Origin of the sequence: Brachyspira sp. (genome assembly GCF_029258575.1) — a bacterium.
Classification (GTDB): domain Bacteria; phylum Spirochaetota; class Brachyspiria; order Brachyspirales; family Brachyspiraceae; genus Brachyspira.
Map to the genome: position 1 here is coordinate 42,577 of NZ_JARHYI010000121.1, position 21,200 is coordinate 63,776.

General features: G+C 26.8%; 21 protein-coding genes. 9 read left to right on the forward strand and 12 right to left on the reverse strand.

The annotated features are described in order from the left end of the window. Window positions 1–50: 50 nt before the first annotated feature. The 4 genes from Q1J76_RS09590 to Q1J76_RS09605 form a co-directional block, all read right to left on the reverse strand. On the reverse strand, window positions 51–1,334 hold the full coding sequence (locus Q1J76_RS09590; RefSeq protein WP_300369848.1) for a galactokinase: 1,284 nt from the start codon (window positions 1,332–1,334) through the stop codon (window positions 51–53). 257 nt (window positions 1,335–1,591) lie between these two features. Beyond that, complete coding sequence (locus Q1J76_RS09595) at window positions 1,592–1,741, reverse strand: hypothetical protein (protein ID WP_300369849.1); 150 nt, start codon at window positions 1,739–1,741, stop codon at window positions 1,592–1,594. Continuing rightward, window positions 1,731–2,684 (reverse strand): hypothetical protein, encoded by a 954-nt coding sequence (locus tag Q1J76_RS09600; protein ID WP_300369875.1) that lies wholly within the window; start codon window positions 2,682–2,684, stop codon window positions 1,731–1,733. The genes Q1J76_RS09595 and Q1J76_RS09600 overlap by 11 nt, the downstream gene beginning before the upstream one ends. A 67-nt stretch (window positions 2,685–2,751) precedes the next feature. Beyond that, window positions 2,752–4,278, reverse strand: coding sequence for a phospholipase D-like domain-containing protein (locus tag Q1J76_RS09605; protein ID WP_300369850.1), 1,527 nt, complete (start codon window positions 4,276–4,278; stop codon window positions 2,752–2,754). Between the two features lie 240 nt (window positions 4,279–4,518). On the opposite strand from Q1J76_RS09605, the gene Q1J76_RS09610 reads away from it, so the two are divergent. The 4 genes from Q1J76_RS09610 to Q1J76_RS09625 all read left to right on the forward strand — a co-directional run bounded on the left by Q1J76_RS09610 (window position 4,519) and on the right by Q1J76_RS09625 (window position 9,481). After that, window positions 4,519–5,079, forward strand: a complete 561-nt coding sequence (locus Q1J76_RS09610) for an LSm family protein (protein ID WP_300369851.1) — start codon at window positions 4,519–4,521, stop codon at window positions 5,077–5,079. 57 nt (window positions 5,080–5,136) lie between these two features. Further along, window positions 5,137–6,612 carry a transcription termination factor NusA gene (nusA, locus tag Q1J76_RS09615; protein WP_300369852.1) on the forward strand — a complete coding sequence of 492 codons (1,476 nt, stop codon included), beginning with the start codon at window positions 5,137–5,139 and terminating at the stop codon, window positions 6,610–6,612. Window positions 6,613–6,626: 14 nt separating this feature from the next. After that, window positions 6,627–7,517, forward strand: a complete 891-nt coding sequence (locus Q1J76_RS09620) for a class I SAM-dependent methyltransferase (protein WP_300369853.1) — start codon at window positions 6,627–6,629, stop codon at window positions 7,515–7,517. 146 nt (window positions 7,518–7,663) lie between these two features. After that, window positions 7,664–9,481 (forward strand): methyl-accepting chemotaxis protein, encoded by a 1,818-nt coding sequence (locus Q1J76_RS09625; protein ID WP_300369854.1) that lies wholly within the window; start codon window positions 7,664–7,666, stop codon window positions 9,479–9,481. Window positions 9,482–9,547: 66 nt separating this feature from the next. Here Q1J76_RS09625 and Q1J76_RS09630 read toward each other — a convergent pair whose 3' ends face one another. After that, on the reverse strand, window positions 9,548–10,570 hold the full coding sequence (locus Q1J76_RS09630; RefSeq protein ID WP_300369855.1) for a threonine aldolase family protein: 1,023 nt from the start codon (window positions 10,568–10,570) through the stop codon (window positions 9,548–9,550). A 142-nt stretch (window positions 10,571–10,712) separates the two neighbouring features. On the opposite strand from Q1J76_RS09630, the gene purB reads away from it, so the two are divergent. Further along, complete coding sequence (gene purB, locus Q1J76_RS09635; RefSeq protein ID WP_300369856.1) at window positions 10,713–12,005, forward strand: adenylosuccinate lyase; 1,293 nt, start codon at window positions 10,713–10,715, stop codon at window positions 12,003–12,005. Window positions 12,006–12,064: 59 nt separating this feature from the next. Here purB and Q1J76_RS09640 read toward each other — a convergent pair whose 3' ends face one another. The 7 genes from Q1J76_RS09640 to Q1J76_RS09670 all read right to left on the reverse strand — a co-directional run bounded on the left by Q1J76_RS09640 (window position 12,065) and on the right by Q1J76_RS09670 (window position 17,598). Beyond that, window positions 12,065–12,496, reverse strand: coding sequence for a PepSY-like domain-containing protein (locus Q1J76_RS09640; protein WP_300369857.1), 432 nt, complete (start codon window positions 12,494–12,496; stop codon window positions 12,065–12,067). A 100-nt stretch (window positions 12,497–12,596) separates the two neighbouring features. Next, the gene (locus Q1J76_RS09645; RefSeq protein WP_300369858.1) at window positions 12,597–13,631 is read right to left on the reverse strand and encodes an RluA family pseudouridine synthase; all 1,035 of its coding nucleotides are present in this window, start codon (window positions 13,629–13,631) and stop codon (window positions 12,597–12,599) included. A 479-nt stretch (window positions 13,632–14,110) separates the two neighbouring features. Then, window positions 14,111–15,151: a sulfate/molybdate ABC transporter ATP-binding protein gene (locus tag Q1J76_RS09650; protein ID WP_300369859.1), complete on the reverse strand. Its 1,041-nt coding sequence runs from the start codon at window positions 15,149–15,151 to the stop codon at window positions 14,111–14,113. A 20-nt stretch (window positions 15,152–15,171) separates the two neighbouring features. Beyond that, complete coding sequence (gene modB, locus Q1J76_RS09655) at window positions 15,172–15,840, reverse strand: molybdate ABC transporter permease subunit (RefSeq protein WP_300369860.1); 669 nt, start codon at window positions 15,838–15,840, stop codon at window positions 15,172–15,174. 4 nt (window positions 15,841–15,844) lie between these two features. Then, on the reverse strand, window positions 15,845–16,630 hold the full coding sequence (gene modA, locus Q1J76_RS09660) for a molybdate ABC transporter substrate-binding protein (RefSeq protein WP_300369861.1): 786 nt from the start codon (window positions 16,628–16,630) through the stop codon (window positions 15,845–15,847). Window positions 16,631–16,700: 70 nt separating this feature from the next. Further along, window positions 16,701–17,177, reverse strand: a complete 477-nt coding sequence (locus Q1J76_RS09665; protein ID WP_300369862.1) for a MogA/MoaB family molybdenum cofactor biosynthesis protein — start codon at window positions 17,175–17,177, stop codon at window positions 16,701–16,703. Beyond that, on the reverse strand, window positions 17,149–17,598 hold the full coding sequence (locus tag Q1J76_RS09670; RefSeq protein WP_300369863.1) for an MOSC domain-containing protein: 450 nt from the start codon (window positions 17,596–17,598) through the stop codon (window positions 17,149–17,151). Before Q1J76_RS09670 ends, Q1J76_RS09665 begins: the two co-directional genes overlap by 29 nt. Before the next feature lie 158 nt (window positions 17,599–17,756). On the opposite strand from Q1J76_RS09670, the gene Q1J76_RS09675 reads away from it, so the two are divergent. The 4 genes from Q1J76_RS09675 (at window position 17,757) to moaC (ending at window position 21,193) form a co-directional block, all read left to right on the forward strand. After that, the gene (locus tag Q1J76_RS09675; protein ID WP_300369864.1) at window positions 17,757–18,617 is read left to right on the forward strand and encodes an XdhC family protein; all 861 of its coding nucleotides are present in this window, start codon (window positions 17,757–17,759) and stop codon (window positions 18,615–18,617) included. 108 nt (window positions 18,618–18,725) lie between these two features. Next, window positions 18,726–19,937 (forward strand): molybdopterin molybdotransferase MoeA, encoded by a 1,212-nt coding sequence (locus tag Q1J76_RS09680; protein WP_300369865.1) that lies wholly within the window; start codon window positions 18,726–18,728, stop codon window positions 19,935–19,937. After that, complete coding sequence (locus tag Q1J76_RS09685) at window positions 19,921–20,718, forward strand: GTP 3',8-cyclase MoaA (protein ID WP_300369866.1); 798 nt, start codon at window positions 19,921–19,923, stop codon at window positions 20,716–20,718. Before Q1J76_RS09680 ends, Q1J76_RS09685 begins: the two co-directional genes overlap by 17 nt. A 19-nt stretch (window positions 20,719–20,737) precedes the next feature. After that, window positions 20,738–21,193, forward strand: a complete 456-nt coding sequence (gene moaC, locus Q1J76_RS09690; protein ID WP_300369867.1) for a cyclic pyranopterin monophosphate synthase MoaC — start codon at window positions 20,738–20,740, stop codon at window positions 21,191–21,193. Window positions 21,194–21,200: the final 7 nt, after the last annotated feature.

Sequence of the window (21,200 nt, forward strand, 5' to 3'; positions counted from 1 at the left end):
AATTAATAAAAGACAGGATCCGTTTTTAGAACCTGCCTTTTATTTTTATTTTATATTTCACATACTGGAGATTGTCTTACTTTTATTTTTACAGCACTTCCTTCACCGAATATTGAATTCATAACTTTTTTATATTCATTAATATCATTTACAGGTATTAAAGCTTGTATAGTTCCAGCAAATCCTCCTCCATGTACTCTGCATGCTCCTTTTCCTTTAAGGAAATCTTTTGTTAAAGTTAATCCTAAAGCAACTCCCATATTTTTTGAGCTTGTAACTGAATAACAGTTTTGTAAATACATAAAGCTAGAAAGTCCTGATTCATTCATAAGTTTTATATATGTATTTATATCATCATTTTTGAGAGCATTTATTTGATTAATTACTCTTTCGTTTTCCTCTATAAAGTGATATGCTCTCATTACAGCCCTATCTCCAATTTCTTTTCTCAATTTAGAAGCATTTTCAATTAATTGGTCTTTAGTTATTTCTCTGCATACTTTTTTACCAAAATAGTTTGCTATTGAATTCATCTCTTCTCTTATAGCAGCATATTCATTTGTAAGTGAACTATGATCTCCTTTGGCATCCACTATCATAAGGGCATATCCTTTACTTTCAAAATCATATTCTACTTTTTCTATTATAGGATTATCATTATCTTTAAAATCTATAGACATAATTCCACCTACAGAGCATCCCATCTGATCCATAAGCCCACAAGGTTTTCCAAAGTACATATTTTCAGCATATTGCCCTATCTTTGCTATATCAATTTTACTTATCTTATCATCATTATATAAAGCATTTTGTATTTCACCAATTAAAGATTCAAAACTTGCAGAACTACTTAATCCGCTTCCGATAAGTACTTTATTATTTATAGTTATAGTACATCCTCCTATTTTATATCCTCTATTTTTTATTGCTGCACAAACTCCTCTTGTTAAAGCATTAGATTTGCCATATTCATCTTTATTTATGTCCAAATCATTTATATCTATAATATCAGGATTGTTTGAATAATCAGTATAAACAGCTATTTTATCATCATTTCTTTTTGAAACTACTGCCAATTTATCTAAATTTATAGAGGCAGTTAATACACATCCATTATTATGGTCTGTATGATTTCCAGAAAGCTCTGTTCTCCCAGAAGCACTAAATAAATATATTTCATCGGTTTTATCTATACTCTCAAAATGTTTTATAGTATCAGATAATCTATTATAGGCTTCTGATATACTATCTTCATCTCCTCCGTATATTAAAGAAAATTTTTCGTCCATACTTTTTTCTTTTATTAAATTTTTTAATTGGCTTATATTATACATATGAAATCCTTATATTTTTATATGTTATATGATATATAATTCTATTAATTTTGTCAAAGAAAAACGATAAAAATCAAAATATTTTACAATTACAGTATGTATTTACTAAAAGCAGTAGAACAGCAAAGAGGAGTTGATCAAGTTAATTAGGCTATATTAAGAATGGAGGCAAGTAGTTAGGAGAATGCTAGTTTGGTAAAACAGTTAAAAGAAGCAAGTATGACATTTGTTTATTATTTTTCAGATATTTTTTTTAATTAATCTCTATTTTCAAACAAATATCCATTAGATGCTAATTCTGGAAGAACTATTAAATTAGAATTTGTATCTTTAATAAAATCATTAATTATTTCTAAATTTTTATATTTATCTTTCTGTATATCAAATTCTAAAGCACTAATCTTCATAATAGTCTTTGTATCCCTTTTCCTCCAATAATTTTTTTGTTCTTCTATCCCAATTTTTATCATCGGTTATAACGGATACATATTTAATTCTAGGAGCATTTTCCTTTGATAGTATATCTACATTAAAGCATTTTATGTTTTCTAGTATTAATATTCTTATTCTATGATGATTTAATATAGCATCCATATTTTCAAGATTTCTTAAATTAGTTAATGTTACTTTTTTCAAATCCTCTAAATTGCTCAAATTAGGAATTTCTTTTAAAGTTGGTATATTATTTAGCTCCAATGCTTTAAGAGTTTTCATTTCAGATAAGAAATTAAAAGATTTTATATTTTTTCCTTTTTCTATGTATATCTCTTCAAGTTCAGGAAGTTTTTTAGGCATCTCTTCTTCATGTGAAACTCCTGAAAGAATAGCTATCTTTTTCAAATTAGGATTCTTATCAAAAGATTCCATTCTAAATCTTCCAGCACCTATTTCTTTGATTGTATTTCTCATAGATAAATAAACATCTTGTTTCAATGTAAGTCCATTTTCTATATATATACTTTCTAAATTTTCTATATTATCAAGAGGCTTTAATTCCATATCTTTTGGTAAGTCTCCGTATAGATGAAGACTTTTCAAATTTACTAGTCTTGAAAATATATTAATATTTTTTAAAGGATATTTAAGAGAAGCATGATATATAAGGTTTTTTATATCTGGTAAAGCTATAAGCAAATCATTTCCACTTATATTATTTTTATTACTTTCATTTTTTTCTGAAGATATATTCAAAAAGAAATCTTCTCTTTTTCTTAGTACATCATTTAAAGTATTAATATTTTCTTTTTTTATACCTGCATCGTCTATAAATAAAATATAGCTTTCTTTTGAAAGTCCCAAATCAAAAAGAGCTTGATTGTCTAATTCTGAAATTTTTATTTTTTTTATCATCATATTACCTTATTATTATATTATATAAAAAATATGTTAATTATTCAATACATAAATATTCTTTTTATTATAAAACAGGAGCTATTATTCGGCAAGCTGAATTTCTTAGTCTTACAAGCATAGGTTGTTTGGAATATTCTTCAATTGTTATTTTATGAGAATTAAGCATATCTTTTTTAAATATATTTTCAAATTTTTTGGCTGTATCAACATCATATATAACGGCATTCATTTCATAATGTAAATAGAAACTTCTTATATCCATATTGCAAGTACCGCAAGATACTATTCTGCTGTCAATAACACAAAATTTGCTATGAAGAAAACCTTTTTCATAAAGATAAATATTAACACCAGCCTTGAGTAAAGTTTCAAAATAAGTTTGTGCCACCCACCAAGCAATTAATTTATCAGGTTTTCCAGTTATCATTAAATTAACATCTATTTCTGATAGAGCGGCATTTTCTAAAGTGCTTAAAAATCCATCGTCTGGTACAAAATAAGGACTTTCTATATAAATACTTTCTTTTGCCTCTTCTATCATTTTTGAATATACTTTTTGTATAGTATCCCATTTTGAGTCTGCTCCTGAAGTTATAATTTGAACAGGTAGAAATTTATCCGTATTAGATTTTGGGAATAGATCTTTTTTAATAATATAAACTTTTTCTTCATCCAATTCTTCATTAGCATATTTAATTTTTATTAAATGTCTTCGTTTATTTTCATTGATATTAAAAACTTCTAAATCTCTTCCGCCAGCATTGTACCAATCGCATACGAATACATTTTGTATAAGATTGCATGTATCTCCTACAATTCTCATATGAACATCTTTCCAAGAATCAAAACGTTTTCCTCCATCTATGTATTCCTGACCTAAATTCATACCTCCCATATATGATACAAGCCCATCTATAACAACTATTTTTCTATGATTTCTATAATTTACAAATCTAGTCCATAATATTGAAAAAGGATCATGATAATATAAAAATTTTATTCCATTTTCTTTTAATTCTTTTCTGTATTTTTTACTTATTCTTTTTAAAGATCCTACACCGTCAAATATAAGCCTTATCTTTACTCCTTCTTTTGCTTTTTTTATTAAAACATCTTTTATTCTATTTCCTAATTTATCACTTCTCCATATAAAGTATTCCATATGTATAGTTTTCTCTGCCAATTTCAAATCTTTAATCATAGCATCAAAAAGTTCTTGCCCTTCATCAAATATAGCAACTTCATTTTGAACTGTTATAGGAGAATAACCGCTTTTTATAGCAAGTTTAACCAAATTTACATGTTTGCTGTAATTACCATGCATATTATCAAGTATTTCTATTTGTTCTTTCAATAGAGATGAAAAATATTTTTTTATCATATCTTCAGGAAGTTTAGCAGAAATTTTCTTTTTTGATTTTTTCCAATTCATTCCTAAAAATATATAAAATATAACTCCTATATAAGGCAGAAATACCAAAACGGTAAGCCATGCTATAAATGAGTATGGAGGTCTGTTTTCCAGAAGCATTTTTATAGATATAAATATTACATATAGAAAAAATATTATAGTTAAAATATAGAAAATCATTATTATGCCAATTAAAAAAATATAGATTATAATAGTATATGAAAAATTATAAAAGTCAATTGTATTAACATTAACATAATAATAAATTTTATTAAAGTACTTGACAAAATTTATTAGTAGGATAAAATAAAACTACTTCCGAAAATATTTGTAATGAAGGGCGTTGGTTTTCTTCTAAAAGAAGCCGACACTCTTTTTTTATATCTTTATTCTAGGAAAATATTATAAAATAGTATTTGTATGAATAATAAAAGTAGACCTCAAAAGCAAAAAGAATACGGCAGAGAGCCTAAAAAAAAGAAATTAAAAAATGATAAGAAGAAAAAAATAGAAATTAATATAATAGATGAAACTTTATTATTTAATGAAATAGAAGGTATTTTACAAGAAAAAGGAATATATTTGCTTGATTTGAAAGTAAGAGCTATTTCTGATAATAAAAAACTTTATGCTGTTATTTTTAAGAAGAAAGAAAGTGTATCGCATAGTCATTGTATAGAAACTACAAGAATAATACAAAACAGTATAAAGTCTAATGGGTATGATGAGGGAGATTATACTATTACAGTTTCTTCTGCAGGCTTTAGATGGAAATTTGATGATAGATATGAATTATTTGAGGATATGCCTATAAAAATAAAGTATAAAGATGGAGAAGATTTTATTACAGTTACGGCAGTATTAAAAGAAGCTAAAGATGATTATATTATCATAAGTGTTTTTGATGAAGATAATATTATAAATGAAAAAAATATTAAAATATTAAAAAATGATATTATAAAAGCAAGATTAAATTGTTAATATTTATATACTTATATGTGTATGTGATTTATAAAAAATAAAAAATGGAGAATCAAGATGTTTGAAAACGTTGGAACTTATTTACAGCAGTTATCTGATGAAAAGGATATTAGCGTAGAACTTTTAAAAGAAGTTATAGAATCTACTATGATTTTGGCTTTGAAAAAGAAATATGGTAATGATATAAATTTCCATATACATTTTGATAATAAAAATAATCCCACTGTATATAAGGCAGCTAACGTTGTAGAAGAGGTTAATGATAAGAATAAAGAAATATCTCTTGAAGAAGCTAAGAAATTAGATCAGGATATTAACTTGGGTGATGAAGTTTTGATATTAGTAGATCAGGTTGAAGCATTCGGAAGAATAGAAAGTACAGTGGCAAGAACTGCATTTTTCCAGAAGATTTCTGAGCTTGAAAAAAATATTATATTTAAAGAGTTTAAAAGAAGAGAAAATCAGCTTGTTAATGGATATTTTCAGAGGGAGAACAGAGGAAATATTTATGTTAATTTAGGAAAGACTGAAGGTTTATTGTCCAAAAAAGATCAGTCTCCAAGAGAGCATTATACAGCTGGAGATAGAATAAGAGCGTATATTTATAAAGTTGAAAATGATAAGGCTGGACATCCTACTATATTTTTAACTAGAACTAAAGCTGATTTTATTAAGAAATTATTTGAATTGGAAATACCTGAAATTGCTGATGGTACTATAGAAATTAAGAATGTTGTAAGACAGCCTGGTTTAAAAATAAAAGTTGCTGTTGTATCAAATAAGCCTGAAGTTGATCCTATAGGAGCTTGTATCGGACAGAAAGGTATTCGTATACAATCTGTAATCAAAGAGATAGAAGGCGAGAAAATAGATGTTGTAAAATGGTCTAAAGATATAAGAGAATATATTGCTGAGGCTATAACTCCTGCTAAGCCTATTAGAATCATTATTACAGATCCTGAAAAGAAAGAGGCTATGATTATTATACCAGATGAACAGCTTTCTCTTGCATTAGGAAAGAGCGGATATAATGTTAAACTTGCTTCACAGCTTACAGGATACTATTTCGATATAAAAACAGAAACTGATATTAAAGAAAATCCTGAATTATTAAAGGATATAGTTCCTTTGAATCAGATATTCTCAGAAAATACTGAAGAAATAGAAACTTCTTACGAGGAATCAGAAATAGAAGAGGTATTTGAAAGTAATTTATATTCTTTACAGGGTATTGATGAATCTATTATTAAAACTCTCATAGATAATAATATTAATTCTATAGAAGAGTTATATAATATGTCTGTTGATGATATTATAGAAAAAACTAATTTAGAAAAAGATACAGTTGATAATTTAATTTCTGTAATGAAGGATGTTGTTGAGGTTGTAGAGGCTTCAGGAGATGAATATGAAACTACTTCTGAAGATATTGTTGAAGAAATAGAAGTTTATGAATGTCCTAATTGCGGATCAAATATCACTGAAGATATGACTAAATGTCCTAAATGTGGTATTGAACTTTCTTTTGAATAATTGAGTATATTTTTATGATATGTGAAGTTTGTGGCAGCGGGCATTATAGAGAAATAGGCATTATAAAAAATATATGGGAGAATGATAAAAAAGTTTATCAATGTAATGATTGTTCTCTTTATTTTATAGAATTGCCTTCCGATGAAGAAATTTATTTTTTATATAAAAATGAATATCATAATAATATAAAAAATAGAATATTTGAAATAGCTAAAAGTAAAATGCGTTATGCTAGAAGTATATCTCAATTTAACTTTATAAAAAAACATATAGACTGCAATAATAAAAAAGTATGTGAAATTGGTGCTTTTGATGGTTTGCTTTTGAATATTTTTAAGAAAAATGGTAGTGATGTTTACGGTTATGAACTTAATGATAATGCTAGATATTATGCCAAAAAAAAATATGATATAAAGTTAGAGCCTAATTTTTTGGAAAGTACTAATAAATACGATATAATAATACTTTCGCATGTTATAGAGCATTTTAAAAATCCTTTTGAAATACTTCTGAAAGTAAAAGATATACTTGAAGATAATGGGCATTTATATATAGAAGTGCCTAATTCTCCTATGATTGATCAATGTAGTTATGAAATGCTTATGAGATACTTATCTACTGAGCATATTGTGAATTTTGATAAGGATAATCTGATAAGGTTTATAAAAAAGGCTGATTTGGATATTATAGGATATAGTTACAGTAATTATAAAGTTGATATAGGTAATGAAAAATTAAGAGCAAATATACTTGAAGGTAGTTTTCCTAGTATAAAGAATTTATTTAAATTTTCTATTTTTGCTTTAAAAACATTTACTTTTGCGAATTTATCATTTATAGACTATAAAAATAATAATAATATATGGTCTTATGGTGAAAATATAAGGGTAATATCAAAAAAATGATGTATAATTTGTAGTAAAATAAAAAATATTTACAAAAAAATTGTATATTATTAGAGTTTATGCAAAAAAATTGTAATATATTTGACATATGAATATAATTTTATATATTATAATATTAGGGATAAATTTTTATAAGGGTTATTATTATGAAAAATAAATTAATGTTGAAGTTTTTGGCACCTTTTATAATATTTCTATTGTTGTTGTTTATTGGCATTTATATTATTTATAGACCTTTGTATAAATCTAGGTTTTTAAATGAGAAGAATATTAGCTCATTAGAAGTTGAAACCAGAGCGGAAGGATATGTTGAAGAATTAAAGAATACGGTTTATGTGATGGAAGCCTATTTGAAATCTAATCCTAACTTAATTGAATTTGGGCACTTTATTACTAATGTTCAGAAACTTAATACAGGGTATTTAAATATTTATTTTGGCGATGCAGTTCCATATCCTCAAGGAGGTACTTTTATAAATACATTAGAGGTTTATCCTCTTAGTTATGATCAAACTTCAAGAGGTTGGTATAAAGATGCATTAACTACTAATGATATTGTTATTAGTTCGCCTTATATTGATTTTGCTGTTAATAAACTTACTATAACATTTTCTAAGGCTGTATATACTAATAATTCTTTAAAAGGTGTATTTTCTATAGATTTTACCGATGTAAATGAAATAGCTGATAGTTTAAAGAGAAATTTTACTGATGATATTTATATAGTTTCTGATAATGGTATATTCATGACTCATGATAATAAAGATTATATTTTGAATGAAACTAATAATTTATTTACATATGATATATTCTCTAGTTTTAAAAATGATTTAACTTCTCATATAGGGGATTTGGATATTGTAGGTAATGAATGGTATTCTATCAAAAAAACTTACAATGCTCCTTGGATATTAGTATTCAAAGGAAGTGCTGAACAATTTTATAATCAATTTAGATTTTTGATGTTAAGTTTATTTTTATGTATATTTGTTCTTATAATATTGGAATGTCTTCTTGTTGCCAGAATAGTTATACCATTATCAAATAATTTGTATCATGCTATTACAATAATTACAATGATGCAGGATGGAAGATTTGATAGTAAATTTGAAAGTAAAGATTTACAGAGAAAAGATGTGGCTGGGCTTTTATCAAATTCTATTAATGATATGCAGCATATAATGCATAAAATTGTTTTTGAATTAAAGGAAAATATTTCATTAATCAATAATTCATCTGAAAAAATATCAACAGGAATAGATCATTTATCAGATAGAACATCTTCTCAGGCATCTGCTGTTGAAGAAATTACTAGTTCTATAGAAAATTTACTATCGGCAATTTCTGAAACTTCAAAGAGATCTTATGATGCTAAGAATATGAGTTCTAGGGTTACAGAATCTACCCAGAATGGTGTATCAGCAGTTAATGAAATATCAAATAATATGATAGAAATTTCTGAGTCTAGTAAAGAGATATCTAATATTACAAAATTGATACAGACAATAGCTTTTCAAACTAATATATTGGCACTTAACGCTGCTGTTGAGGCGGCACGTGCTGGAGAGCAGGGAAGAGGTTTTGCCGTTGTTGCTTCTGAAATAAGAAGTTTAGCACAGAATGTTAATGAGGCTGCTGGAAACATTACAAGTATTATAGAAAATACTGTATCTAAAATTGAAATTGGAGATGAATCTGTAAGACGCTCTTTAGATATTCTTGTTCAAATAGAAAATTCTGCTAGAGAAGTTTCAGATATATTGATTCGCATATATGAATCTACATCTAATGAAGAGAGTAGCGTTAAACAGATTAGTACTGCTATGAATGAATTAAATAAAATAACTCAGGAAAATGCTCACTTGGTTAATGAAAGTTCAATACTTGGAAAAGATGTTGTTAATGCTACTGCTAATTTATCATCTGAGCTTGATTATTTTAAATTAGATAATAATTTTAATTAAATAAAAAATAATATTATTAAAGAGTATGCTTCTTTCACATTTAGCATACTCTTTTTTATATATTAATTATATTTTTAAGTTTTTTATTATTTGGCAAACTTCATCTATTTCCTCCATACTTATATCTCTATGAGTAACAAATCTTATTTTATAATCTCCGAAAGAACTAGACTTTATTCCTTTTTCTGAAAGTTTTGATATTATAGTAGAAGATAATTTTTTTGTATCAGCAATAACTATATTAGTTTCTACATCTTTTAAATTTACAGATCCTATTTGAGATTCTATTATTGATTCTGCAATTTTTTTAGCTTTTTTATGATCTTCTTCTAATGATGATATATTATTTTCCAGAGCATATATTCCAGCGGCAGCCATTAAACCTATTTGTCTCATACCTCCTCCTATAAGCTTTCTTACTCTAAATGCTTCATCAATAAAATCTTTATCTGCACATATCATAGCTCCCATTGGTGCTCCTAATCCTTTTGATAAGCAGAAAGTTATAGAATCAGTATTTGAAGCGATTTCTTTAACGGAAACTTTACTTGCTATAGATGCATTAAAAACCCTTGCTCCGTCCATATGAAGATGAACATTTTTTGATTTAGTGAAATCATAAAGTTCTTTTAATACTTCTATAGGATAAACGCTTCCTCCATGTCTATTATGAGTATTTTCAACTTCAATTATATTAACCGCTGACATATAATAAGGCTGTTCATCTAAATAATTTTTTATTATATCTTTAATTAAAATTCCTCTTTCAGCTTTTACAGGAAGTGGTATTATTCCAGCCAAAGATGAAACTCCTCCAAGCTCATAATGTATTATATGGGATTCTTCTTCTAAAAGAATTTGGCTTGTTTTTCTTCCTAATATCATCATTGGTATTAAATTTCCCATAGTACCACTTGAAACAAATATTGCTTTTTCTTTTCCTGTTATATCAGCAGCCATTTCCTGAAGTTTATTAACAGTAGAGTCTTCCATATATACATCATCACCACATTCAGCATTATATATAGCTTTACGCATTGCTTTGCTTGGTTTAGTGATGGTGTCGCTTCTTAAATCATAAATTTTCATTTTTATATGCTCCATATATTTTAATTCAATAAATTTTAATTCTTTTTTTGATAAATTACAACAGCTAAAAAATAATTGAAATAAATTATAATTTTATCTATAATGATTTTATATTTAATAATTTTATTGAGGATAATAATTTATGATAAAGAGATATACTAGAAAAGAGATGGGAGAACTTTGGAGTTTACAAAATGAGTTTCAGGTAATGCTTGATGTTGAAATAGCAGCATGCGAGGCTATGGCAGAAATTGGAGAAATACCTGCAGAAGCTGTAAAAAATATTAAAGAAAAAGCAACTTTCACTGTAGAGAGAATTGCTGAAATAGAGAAAGAAACTAATCATGATATAATATCATTTGTAACTGCAGTTCAAGAGAATGTAGGGGAGGGAGGACAGTATATACATAAGGGTTTAACTTCAAGCGATGTTAAAGACACTGCATTAGCTGTTATGATGAAAAGATCTGCTGAAATTATTTTAGATGATTTGAAAAGATTATCAGAAGTTTTATTGAGAAGAGCAAAAGAGCATAAATATACTCCTTGTATAGGAAGAACACATGGTATACATGCTGAACCTATGACATTAGGCTTGAAATTTATATTATGGTATGATGAGAATGAAAGAAATATTAAAAGGGTAGATGAGGCTAAAAAGCAGGTTTCTGTAGGTAAACTTTCTGGGGCAGTTGGTACTTATAGTAATATTGATCCTAGAATAGAAGAAATAGTTTGTAAAAAATTAGCAATAGAAGCGGATAAAGTGTCCACTCAAATAATACAAAGGGACAGACATGCTCAGTATCTTACTACTTTGGCTATAGTTGCTAGTTCATTGGAGAAATTTGCTACTGAGATTAGAAATTTGCAGAGAACTGATATTAGAGAAGCAGAAGAATATTTCAGTGAAAAGCAGAAAGGTTCATCAGCTATGCCTCATAAAAGAAATCCTATTACATGTGAGAGAATATCAGGTTTGGCTAGAATTGTGAGAGGAAATGCATTAGCTTCTATGGAAGATATTACACTTTGGCATGAGAGAGATATTAGCCATTCATCTGTTGAGAGAGTTATACTGCCAGATTCTACTATTGCTGTTGATTATGCTATTAATAAATTTATTGATATAGTTGATAAACTTTTAATATATCCAGAAGCTATGAAGGCTAATATTGAAAAGACAGGAGGTTTAATTTTCAGTCAAAGGATTTTAATAAGTTTAGTTAATAAAGGCATAGATAGAGATAATGCTTATAGATGGGTTCAAAGAAATGCAATGAAAAGATGGCTCAATAATGAAGATTTCAAAGAGAATGTTCATAAAGATGAAGATATAACAAAATATTTAAGTTCTAAAGAAATAGATGATTGCTTTGATTATGCATACTATTTAAGAAATATTGATGTTATAATGAAAAGATTTGGAATATAATATAAAAATAAAGCGGAAGTATTTTATTAATACAACCGCTTTTATTTTGCTTAATTTAATCAATCATCAAATTTTTGTCCCATAATCTGTCCGTTTCCTGTTACCATAATTTCCATCATATTGTTTAATTTTAATTTATAATTTCCCCATTCTTTTTCTGCATCTATTATAGCAGCTTGAGGATACGCATTTCTTATAGCCTTTATAACAGCTTGAGGAAAAGCAGCATCTGGTATAGGGCTATATTCACTGTCTATATTATCCCAATCTCCATTACTTAAAAAGTCTATTGATGTTCCATTGGATAATTTTACATCAAATTTTCTTCCATCTCTTTCTACTTTCCATATTTGAGTATTAGGGAAGACTCTTTGTATGAATGAAGTAGCTTTTTGAGGTAAAGAACTAGGAGGAACTACCCAGTCATCTGCAAAAAGATTTGATGCTGATAAAATAATTAATGATGTTAGTAAAATAGATAATTTTTTCATGATTTACTCCCTTCCAATTTTTTTATATATATAAATTATCTTTATAGTTATAAGTATATCACTTTTTTATCATTTGTCAAGTTTTTTTACAAATATTTTACTAAATTTTTACTTTATTTCCTATTTTTTTTATGAAGTTTTTTAAATCTTTAGGTAATGGGGCTTTTACTTTTATTTTTTCATCGCTAATGGGATGATTAAATTCAAGACTATAGGCATGCAAAGCTTGTCTTTTGAAAAACCCTGTTGGTATAATATCTTTTTCTATAAAGTCATCAAATACTTTTGGTCCGTATTTACCATATATTTTGTCGCCTACCATGAATAAACCTTTAGAATATAGATGAACTCTAATTTGATGCATTCTTCCAGTATATAGTCTAGCCATAACAATAGCATAATTGCCTATTTTTTTTATAGTTTTGAAGGCTGTTTTTGAATATTTAGAACCTTTTATATTTTCTTTATGAAGTGTTTGAAAACGTCTATAATATTTATGTCCGCTTTCAAGCATATAGCCTTCTACAATAAATTTATCCTCTATATTTTTAGAATTTTCAACTATGGCTATATAAGTTTTTTTTATAGAGTTTCTTCTGTATTGTTTACCATTTATTTTTCTTCCTGCAAGTATAGCACAGAAATTTGATGCTGTTTTACTGCTTCTTGAGAGAACTACACATCCGCTTGTTTCTCTATCTATTCTATTGAGCATATTTATATTACAGCCTAGCATATTTTTTACTATAGTATGAAGTGTATTATGATAGTATTTTCCTGAAGGTATAACTGGTAAATTGGCTGGTTTATTTGCTATAATTAAATCACCGTCATCATATACTATAGATACATTTTTATCTACTTCGGGTTCTTTCATTCCTATTATGTGATAAGCTATTTCATCTCCTTTTTTTACTGCTCTTGTATATTTTACTTTTTTATTATTCAGAAGCACCAAGCCTTGTCCTATTAAATCCTGCCATTTATTTCTTGAATAATAAGAAAATCTATCGCCCATATATTTATCTAATCTCGTATTAGATTCTACATCTTCTTCTATCTTGCATTTTCTTATGACGGATTTTTTATATAATTCCTCTATATTCTCATTTAATTTATTTTTTTTCTTTCTCATAATTAAGATTATACTAATACTAAAAAAAATTGTCAAAAAATTTTTTAGTATCAAATATTAAATTATTATTTATTTTACGCACGGTTAATAAAATTTTATATATAATTACATGCTATTATTAATTATTCTTTTATATTAAATTTTTTCTTCGTGCGTTAATTAGGCTATAAATTTAATTAAAATTTGGGTGGGAAGCTAATATGTTATAAATAAATATTAAATATAATAATAATTATCAATTCTAAAATAAGCAGCAAATATATAGGGGGGATTTAGAATAAAGCAAAAAATTAAAATTTTAATAAGATTATTTTATATATTTTATAATCATTTTTTTATCTATTTTCATACCCCGCCCTTTATTTTTTATTGTTTACTTATCAATTTTAATTTAAATAAAGTTTTTTGCCATATTAGAAATAAATGTCCCCGCCCAAGTTTTTTTAATATTTAAAGCATTCTAAAGATTTATAAGGAAATTATTTAAGGAATATTATATCATCTATATTAAAACCAAGATTAACTATATCATTTAATTTATAATTATTATTGTAACTATTTTTATCCAATCTCCAAGTGATTTGATTGTTACTATTAATAGGTACTAAAGTTATTATATATGAGAACATGTCCTCTGTAATATTTGTTATTTTTGATTTTATATTATTTGTATTATCTTTGCAATCAAAAAAAGAATACGGACGCATTCCTATATAATTAGCATTTTCAGTATTTTTATTAAGTTCATTTATTATTAAAGTGATATTCCAATCAATGCATTCAATTTTTTTATTATCAATAATTTTTATTTTTGAGAAATTTTTATATCCAGTAAGAAGTGCCGAGAAATAAGTTTTTGGATTTTCAAATAGATTATATTTAGAATCTATTATATCGAATTTTCCTTTATTTATTATTCCTATATTATTAGATAATCTATATACTTCATCTCTGTTATGCGATACAAATAGGGTAGTACCGTCAAATTCTTTTATACTTGATGCAATAAATTTTTCTAATTCCCATTTTATATGATGATCCAAAGCACTTAAAGGCTCGTCAAGTATTAATATATTGGGAGATGATACGAATATTCTAGCTAATGCTGTTCTTTGTTGCTCGCCTCCTGATATTTCTTTAGGCTTTTTATTTTTTATATGATGTATAAAAAATTTTTTCATTATGTATTCTATATTAATACTATTTTTTTTATCTCTTATACCGCATTTAATATTTTCTTCAACAGTCATATTCGGAAATAAAGCATAATTTTGAAATAGGAAACCAACATTTCTTTTTTGAGGTTTTACATTAATCTTTTTTTTAGAATCATAAAAAATATTACCATTAAATTCTATATATCCTCTATCTGGTTTTTCTATTCCAGCAATGCATTTTAAAACCATACTTTTACCGCTTCCAGATTCTCCAAGTATAGAAAACACTTCACTTTTTACTTCAAACTGTAAGTCCAAATCAAAATTAGACAGTTTCTTTTTTATATCAACTATTAAACTCAATATAAAATCCTACAAATACATTATAATCTTTTTTTTATGGCATCTGAAAGAGGAAGAACAATATTCATCATCATTATACTTATGAATGATATCATAACTATTATAACAACCCATTTCAAAGCTAATTCCCTGTTTCCAGCCTGAACAGCAGTATAAACAGCTAATGACATAGTCTGTGTTTTATTTGGTATATTTCCAGCTATCATTATAGTAGCCCCAAATTCTCCCAAAGCCCTTGTAAAAGAAAGTATAGTACCTCCCAATATAGAGTGCCAAGTATTTGGAAGTATAATTCTCCAAAATATCCAATTTTCAGATTTACCCAATGTTTTAGCGGCATTTATAATATTTTTATCTATTTGTTCAAATGCACCTTTTGAAGTTCTGTACATTAATGGAAATGATACTATAAAAGATGCTAATATTGCCCCCTTTAATGTAAATACAAATTGAAAGCCCAATTTTGATGCTATAGATCCTATGAAAGAATTTCGTCCGAAAAATATAAGCAGAAAAAAACCTACAACTGTTGGAGGAAGCACAAGCGGAAGTGTGAATATTATATCAAATATAGATGAAAATTTTTTTATCTTTACTACAATAATAGCGGCATATATTCCAACAAAAAAAGTGATTATTGTGGAATAAAATGCCGTTTTTATAGATAGTATTAAAGGAGTATATTCCATTATATTATTGTACTACAGTAAAGCCATAGTTTTTGAATGTTTCTATTGATTTATCAGTAGAAATATAATCTATAAATTTTTTAGCTTCTTCTTTATTTACAGATGATTTTACTATAGAAATAGGATAAATAACTTTTTTATGTGTGCCTTCAGGAGCCTCAGATATTATATTTACATTTTTAGCTATTTTAGCATCAGTGGCATAAACTATACCGCAATCAACTTCACCTGTTTCAACCCAAGAAAGTACATTTCTAACATCAGAACCATAAACAGCTTTCTGCTTTGCAGCATCAAGTATAGACAAATTACTCAATATCTCTTCTGAGTACTGTCCTACAGGAACACTTTTAGGCTCTCCTAATCCTATTTTAGTAATATCAGCATTGGTTATATCTGTAAATGATTTTATATTTAAAGTTGAATTGCTTGGAGTAATCAATACAACTTTATTTTCAAGCAAATCTTTTCTTGTTTCAGTGTCTATTAAATCTTTTTCCTGAAGTGCATCCATTTGTTTTTGAGCTGCTGAGAAAAATATATCTGCTGGAGAACCTGCTTCTATTTGAGTTTGTAATGCTCCTGATGAAGCAAAAGAGAATATAACTTCAGTACCTGTTTCTTCTTTGTAATTATTAGCCAATTCTGTTAGAACATCTGTCAGACTTGCAGCTGCCAATATCAGAATTTCTTTATTTTCAGTATTGGCATTACTTTGAGATGTATTTTTAGTTCCGCATGCTATAAATGAATATGATATTAATAGAATTAAAAATATTAACTTTTTCATAAAATTACACCTTTAAAATTATTTTTGTTTTTATTATAAAAAATAAAAATTTTAAAATTATAAAAATATTTTAATGTCCTTCTCCTCTCATCATACTTATAATATGACCAAGCAAAGGAATCATTAAATTGGTACAGTATTCAGCACCTTTTTCGCTTCCGGGGAAATTGACAACAAATACATTATTATTTATTCCTGCATAACCTCTTGAAAGAACTGCAAACATAGTATCTTTTATAGATTCCTGCCTTAAATAATCGGATATACCTCTTACTTCCTTTTTACAGAATTCCATAGTGGCTTCAGGAGTTACATCCCTAGGAGATAAACCAGTTCCGCCTGTAGTGATTATAATATCAAATTTCTCTTTATTTTCTTTCATAGCATTTAATATTATATCGTATTCATCTGGTATAATAATTTTTTCTATATTTTCTATTTGATCTTTTAAATTATCTTCAAGAGTCTTTACTATAACAGCACCTGATTTATCTTCATATATGCCTTTAGATACTCTATCAGATACAGTAATAACAAGTATCTTCAAGTTTAATATCGCCTCCTTTTACAACTTTCACAAATATTCCTTTTTTAGGCATAATGCAATCTCCTACCAATTGCTTTATATCGCATCCATGATGGCATGCTTTTCCTATTTTTGAAACTTCTAGTATAGTATCGCCTATATACATTTTAGTTCCTATAGGAAGTTTATAAAGCTCAACACCTTTTGTTGTGATATTTTCAGCAAAGTCTCCTGGTTTAAGTTCTGTTTTCATGTTGGTGTTTGTATATTCTATATCTTCAATAGCAAGTACTGAAACTTGTCTGTCTTTGAGCTTATCAAAATGTGCATCATTAAGAACACCTTTATCTTCTATTAATGTTATTTTTTCTACAGGTATCTTTACTGTACCTCTATTTTGTGATATATTTAAAGAAATTAATTCAAAGTATTTTTTTTCCATACATTCAAATCCAACATTAAAAAATCATATTATAGAATTTAATATAAAACTATAAAATATTCAATATCTATATAATTTTTTTTTAGAATTTTATTTAAAAATTACAAAAAAATTATTATAATATTTATTGAGATATATTTATTGTATAAGGAAAGTAAATGAATAATAAACAAATATTGGATAAGGCATTAGAACTTGTCAATTTGAATATAGAAACAGAATTAATAAAAATATTAAAAACTTCAGGATCCGTACCAAGAACATTTGATGCCTTTATGATAGTTTATAAAGAAGATAATAAACAAAAGAATATTGGTACAATTGGCGGCGGATTATTAGAATTTGAAGCTATAAAAGATGCATATAATTTTTTAAACAATAAAGAAACTTCAAATAAAGAATATAATCTTACTCCTCAAGATGCAGGTGGAATAGGTATGGTATGCGGAGGAAGTGCTGAAATTTCATTTATATATTTGAATGATAATAAAGATATTATAAATGATTTGAAAAAAGAAATAGAATCTAAAGAAAGTAATGTTTATATATTTGGAGCGGGACATGTATCTTATGATTTGGTTGAAGTTTTATACAAAATAGGTTTTAATTGTATTGTTATAGATGATAGAGATGAATTTGCCAATAAAGATAGATTTCCTAATGCAAGTAAAATAATAACAGAAGATTATGATAATGTATTTAATAAAATAAGTATTACGGATAAAGATTATATAATTATAGTAACTAGAGGGCATTCTCATGATTATGTAGTAGAAAAGAATGCTTTAAAAACTAATGCATTATATATAGGAATGATAGGAAGTAAGAAAAAAATCAAAACATTGCATGATAAACTCAAAGCAGAAGAAAATTATACTGATTATATGATGTCAAGAGTGCATGCTCCAATAGGTATAGCAATAGGTGCAGAGAATACAGAGGAAATAGCGATTAGTATAGCTGCGGAACTTATACTTGTAAGAGCAACAGCAGAAAATAGAAGGAAAGTAAAAAACTGATTTATATTATAATGTTAATTAAAAAAATTATAAAAATTGTGAGTGTCTAGTAACTTTAGTTGCTAGATGCATAATGTGAATAATTTTTATTTATAAATAGGAGTTAATATGGCAAGAACTTTTTTACACCCTGATGAGGCTTTAGAATTGGTATTGAAAAACTCTGAAGATTATGGCAATGAAAAAATATCAGTGCTTGATTCTTATAATAGGGTTTTAGTTGATGACATTTATGCTTTGAATGATGACCCTCCTTTTAGTAAATCTTCTATGGATGGTTATGCCTATAGAAAAGAAGATGAAAATAGAGATAATTATGTATTAATTGAGGATAAAGTTGTATCGGCAGGATTTTGTGTAGATATTGATGTAAAAAGTGGAGAATGTGTGAAAATAATGACAGGTGCTATGCTCCCTAAAGATTTTGATGCAGTTCAGAGGGTAGAGTGGACTGAAGAAAAAAAAGAAAATGGTAAAACTATTATTAATTTCACTAAAAAAGAAATGTTTAATAATGTAATAAAAAAAGGCAATAATAAAAAAATAGGTGAAAAAATATTAGATAGAAAAATGCTTATGCCGAAAGATGCTGCGATACTTGCAGGATTTGGCTATAGCAGTGTTGAAGTAAAAAAGAAAATTAGTACTGCTGTAATATCTACGGGTAATGAAATAGCAAATATAGGGGAATCTTTAAAAGAAGGTCAAATATATGATGCTAATGCTCCTATGCTTGTTTCCAGAACTTCAGCTTTATCATGCAGCAGCAAATTTTATGGTAAGGTTAATGATGATGAAAAAGAGATAAAAGATGTATTATCAAAAGCATTGAATGAGAATGATATAGTTCTTATAAGCGGTGGAGTATCTATGGGAGATTTTGATTATGTTCATAAGGAGTTATTAGAACTTGGAGTTAATCAAATATTTCATGGTATAGCTATGAAGCCCGGAAAACCTTTATTTTTTGGTAAATTAGGCAAGAAGGCTGTATTTGCTTTACCTGGTAATACAGTTTCTTCTTTTATGACTTTTGAAATAATGGTTAAGCCTTATATATTAAAATGTTTGGGTGTAGATTATGATTCAAGTTATATACAAGCTGTACTTTTTGAAGATTTTAAAAGAAAGGATACAGAAAGACTTGAGTATGTACCTGTTAATCTATTTTTTGATGAAACTAAATTATATGTCAAACTTATAAGATATAATAATTCTTCTATGATATCATCTTTTTCTGAGGCTAATGGAATATTAAAAATAGATATTGGTGTTTCTGATATCAATAAGGGGAGTATAGCAGATGTTAGATTCCTTTAATAGAGAAATAAATTATTTACGCATTTCTGTTACAGATAGATGTAATTTGAGATGTGTATATTGTATGCCTGAAGAAGGTATTATGAAAAAATCTCATCATCAGATTTTAACATATGAAGAAATATATAGTGTTGTAAAAGAGGCAGCAGAACTTGGAATAAAAAAAGTTAGACTTACAGGAGGAGAACCTTTAGTCAGAAAGAATATTGATGAATTAGTAGCTATGATTAGAAGTATAGAAAAAATAGAAACTATTGCTATGACTACTAACGCCGTTATGCTTTATGATATTGCAAAAAGGTTAAAAGAAGCTGGTCTTAATTCTATTAATATATCTCTTGATACTCTTGATAGTGAAAGATATAAATATATTACAAGAGGGGGAAGTTTATATGATGCTATGAAAGGTATAAAAAAAGCATCAGAATTAGGTTTTCAATTAAAGATTAATGTAGTTATTTATGATGATAAAACAAAAGAAGAACTTGCTTTGATAAATGAATATGCTTCAAATTTGAATGCCAAAGTTCAAACTATTCAGTATTATAATCTTAATGAACAGAAACTTGATGCTATAGATTATGATAGACCTGCTAAATGTAAATTCTGTAATAGAATAAGATTATTGTCTGATGGATATTTATTAAGCTGTTTGCATAGTAATATAAAGTTTAAATTGGATTTTAATGATATAAGAAGTTCTATTATAAAATGTATAGATTATAAGCCTGAAAATGGTACTTATAGCGATGTGGAATCGCTTAGTATGATAGGCGGTTAATTAAAATTGAGGTTGAAAGATGAGCGATAAATTAACACATATAGACGAAAGTGGTAATGCTAATATGGTGGATGTTGGAGATAAAGATATTGTAAAAAGAACTGCTGAGGCTGTTGGTAAAATATATTTATCTAAAGAAACTTTGAAACTAATAGAAGAAAATAATATAAAAAAAGGTGATGTTATATCTGTAGCTAGAATTGCAGGTATAATGGGAGCTAAACATACTTCTGAATTGATACCATTATGTCATAATATCAATATAGAGAAGGTTAGTTTAGACTTTACTATGGAAGAGGATTGTATACTCATAAAATCTTATTGTAGATGCAGTTATAAAACAGGTATTGAAATGGAAGCTTTAACTGCTGTTAGTATTGCTGCTCTTACTATATGGGATATGTGTAAGGCTGTAGATAAAAATATGAGAATATCAGATATTACACTTTTATCTAAAATCAAAAATATGCAATAATTACTGA

Coding starts and splice junctions, on each gene's coding strand:
- Q1J76_RS09645 (WP_300369858.1), bottom strand. CDS start 13,631: ATGAGAAAGAAAAAAAATAAATTAAATGAGAATATAGAGGAATTATAT.
- Q1J76_RS09625 (WP_300369854.1), top strand. CDS start 7,664: ATGAAAAATAAATTAATGTTGAAGTTTTTGGCACCTTTTATAATATTT.
- Q1J76_RS09680 (WP_300369865.1), top strand. CDS start 18,726: ATGGCAAGAACTTTTTTACACCCTGATGAGGCTTTAGAATTGGTATTG.
- Q1J76_RS09610 (WP_300369851.1), top strand. CDS start 4,519: ATGAATAATAAAAGTAGACCTCAAAAGCAAAAAGAATACGGCAGAGAG.
- Q1J76_RS09685 (WP_300369866.1), top strand. CDS start 19,921: ATGTTAGATTCCTTTAATAGAGAAATAAATTATTTACGCATTTCTGTT.
- Q1J76_RS09670 (WP_300369863.1), bottom strand. CDS start 17,598: ATGGAAAAAAAATACTTTGAATTAATTTCTTTAAATATATCACAAAAT.
- Q1J76_RS09590 (WP_300369848.1), bottom strand. CDS start 1,334: ATGTATAATATAAGCCAATTAAAAAATTTAATAAAAGAAAAAAGTATG.
- purB (WP_300369856.1), top strand. CDS start 10,713: ATGATAAAGAGATATACTAGAAAAGAGATGGGAGAACTTTGGAGTTTA.
- Q1J76_RS09600 (WP_300369875.1), bottom strand. CDS start 2,684: ATGATAAAAAAAATAAAAATTTCAGAATTAGACAATCAAGCTCTTTTT.
- Q1J76_RS09605 (WP_300369850.1), bottom strand. CDS start 4,278: ATGATTTTCTATATTTTAACTATAATATTTTTTCTATATGTAATATTT.
- Q1J76_RS09595 (WP_300369849.1), bottom strand. CDS start 1,741: ATGAAGATTAGTGCTTTAGAATTTGATATACAGAAAGATAAATATAAA.
- Q1J76_RS09675 (WP_300369864.1), top strand. CDS start 17,757: ATGAATAATAAACAAATATTGGATAAGGCATTAGAACTTGTCAATTTG.
- moaC (WP_300369867.1), top strand. CDS start 20,738: ATGAGCGATAAATTAACACATATAGACGAAAGTGGTAATGCTAATATG.
- modA (WP_300369861.1), bottom strand. CDS start 16,630: ATGAAAAAGTTAATATTTTTAATTCTATTAATATCATATTCATTTATA.
- modB (WP_300369860.1), bottom strand. CDS start 15,840: ATGGAATATACTCCTTTAATACTATCTATAAAAACGGCATTTTATTCC.
- nusA (WP_300369852.1), top strand. CDS start 5,137: ATGTTTGAAAACGTTGGAACTTATTTACAGCAGTTATCTGATGAAAAG.
- Q1J76_RS09640 (WP_300369857.1), bottom strand. CDS start 12,496: ATGAAAAAATTATCTATTTTACTAACATCATTAATTATTTTATCAGCA.
- Q1J76_RS09630 (WP_300369855.1), bottom strand. CDS start 10,570: ATGAAAATTTATGATTTAAGAAGCGACACCATCACTAAACCAAGCAAA.
- Q1J76_RS09620 (WP_300369853.1), top strand. CDS start 6,627: ATGATATGTGAAGTTTGTGGCAGCGGGCATTATAGAGAAATAGGCATT.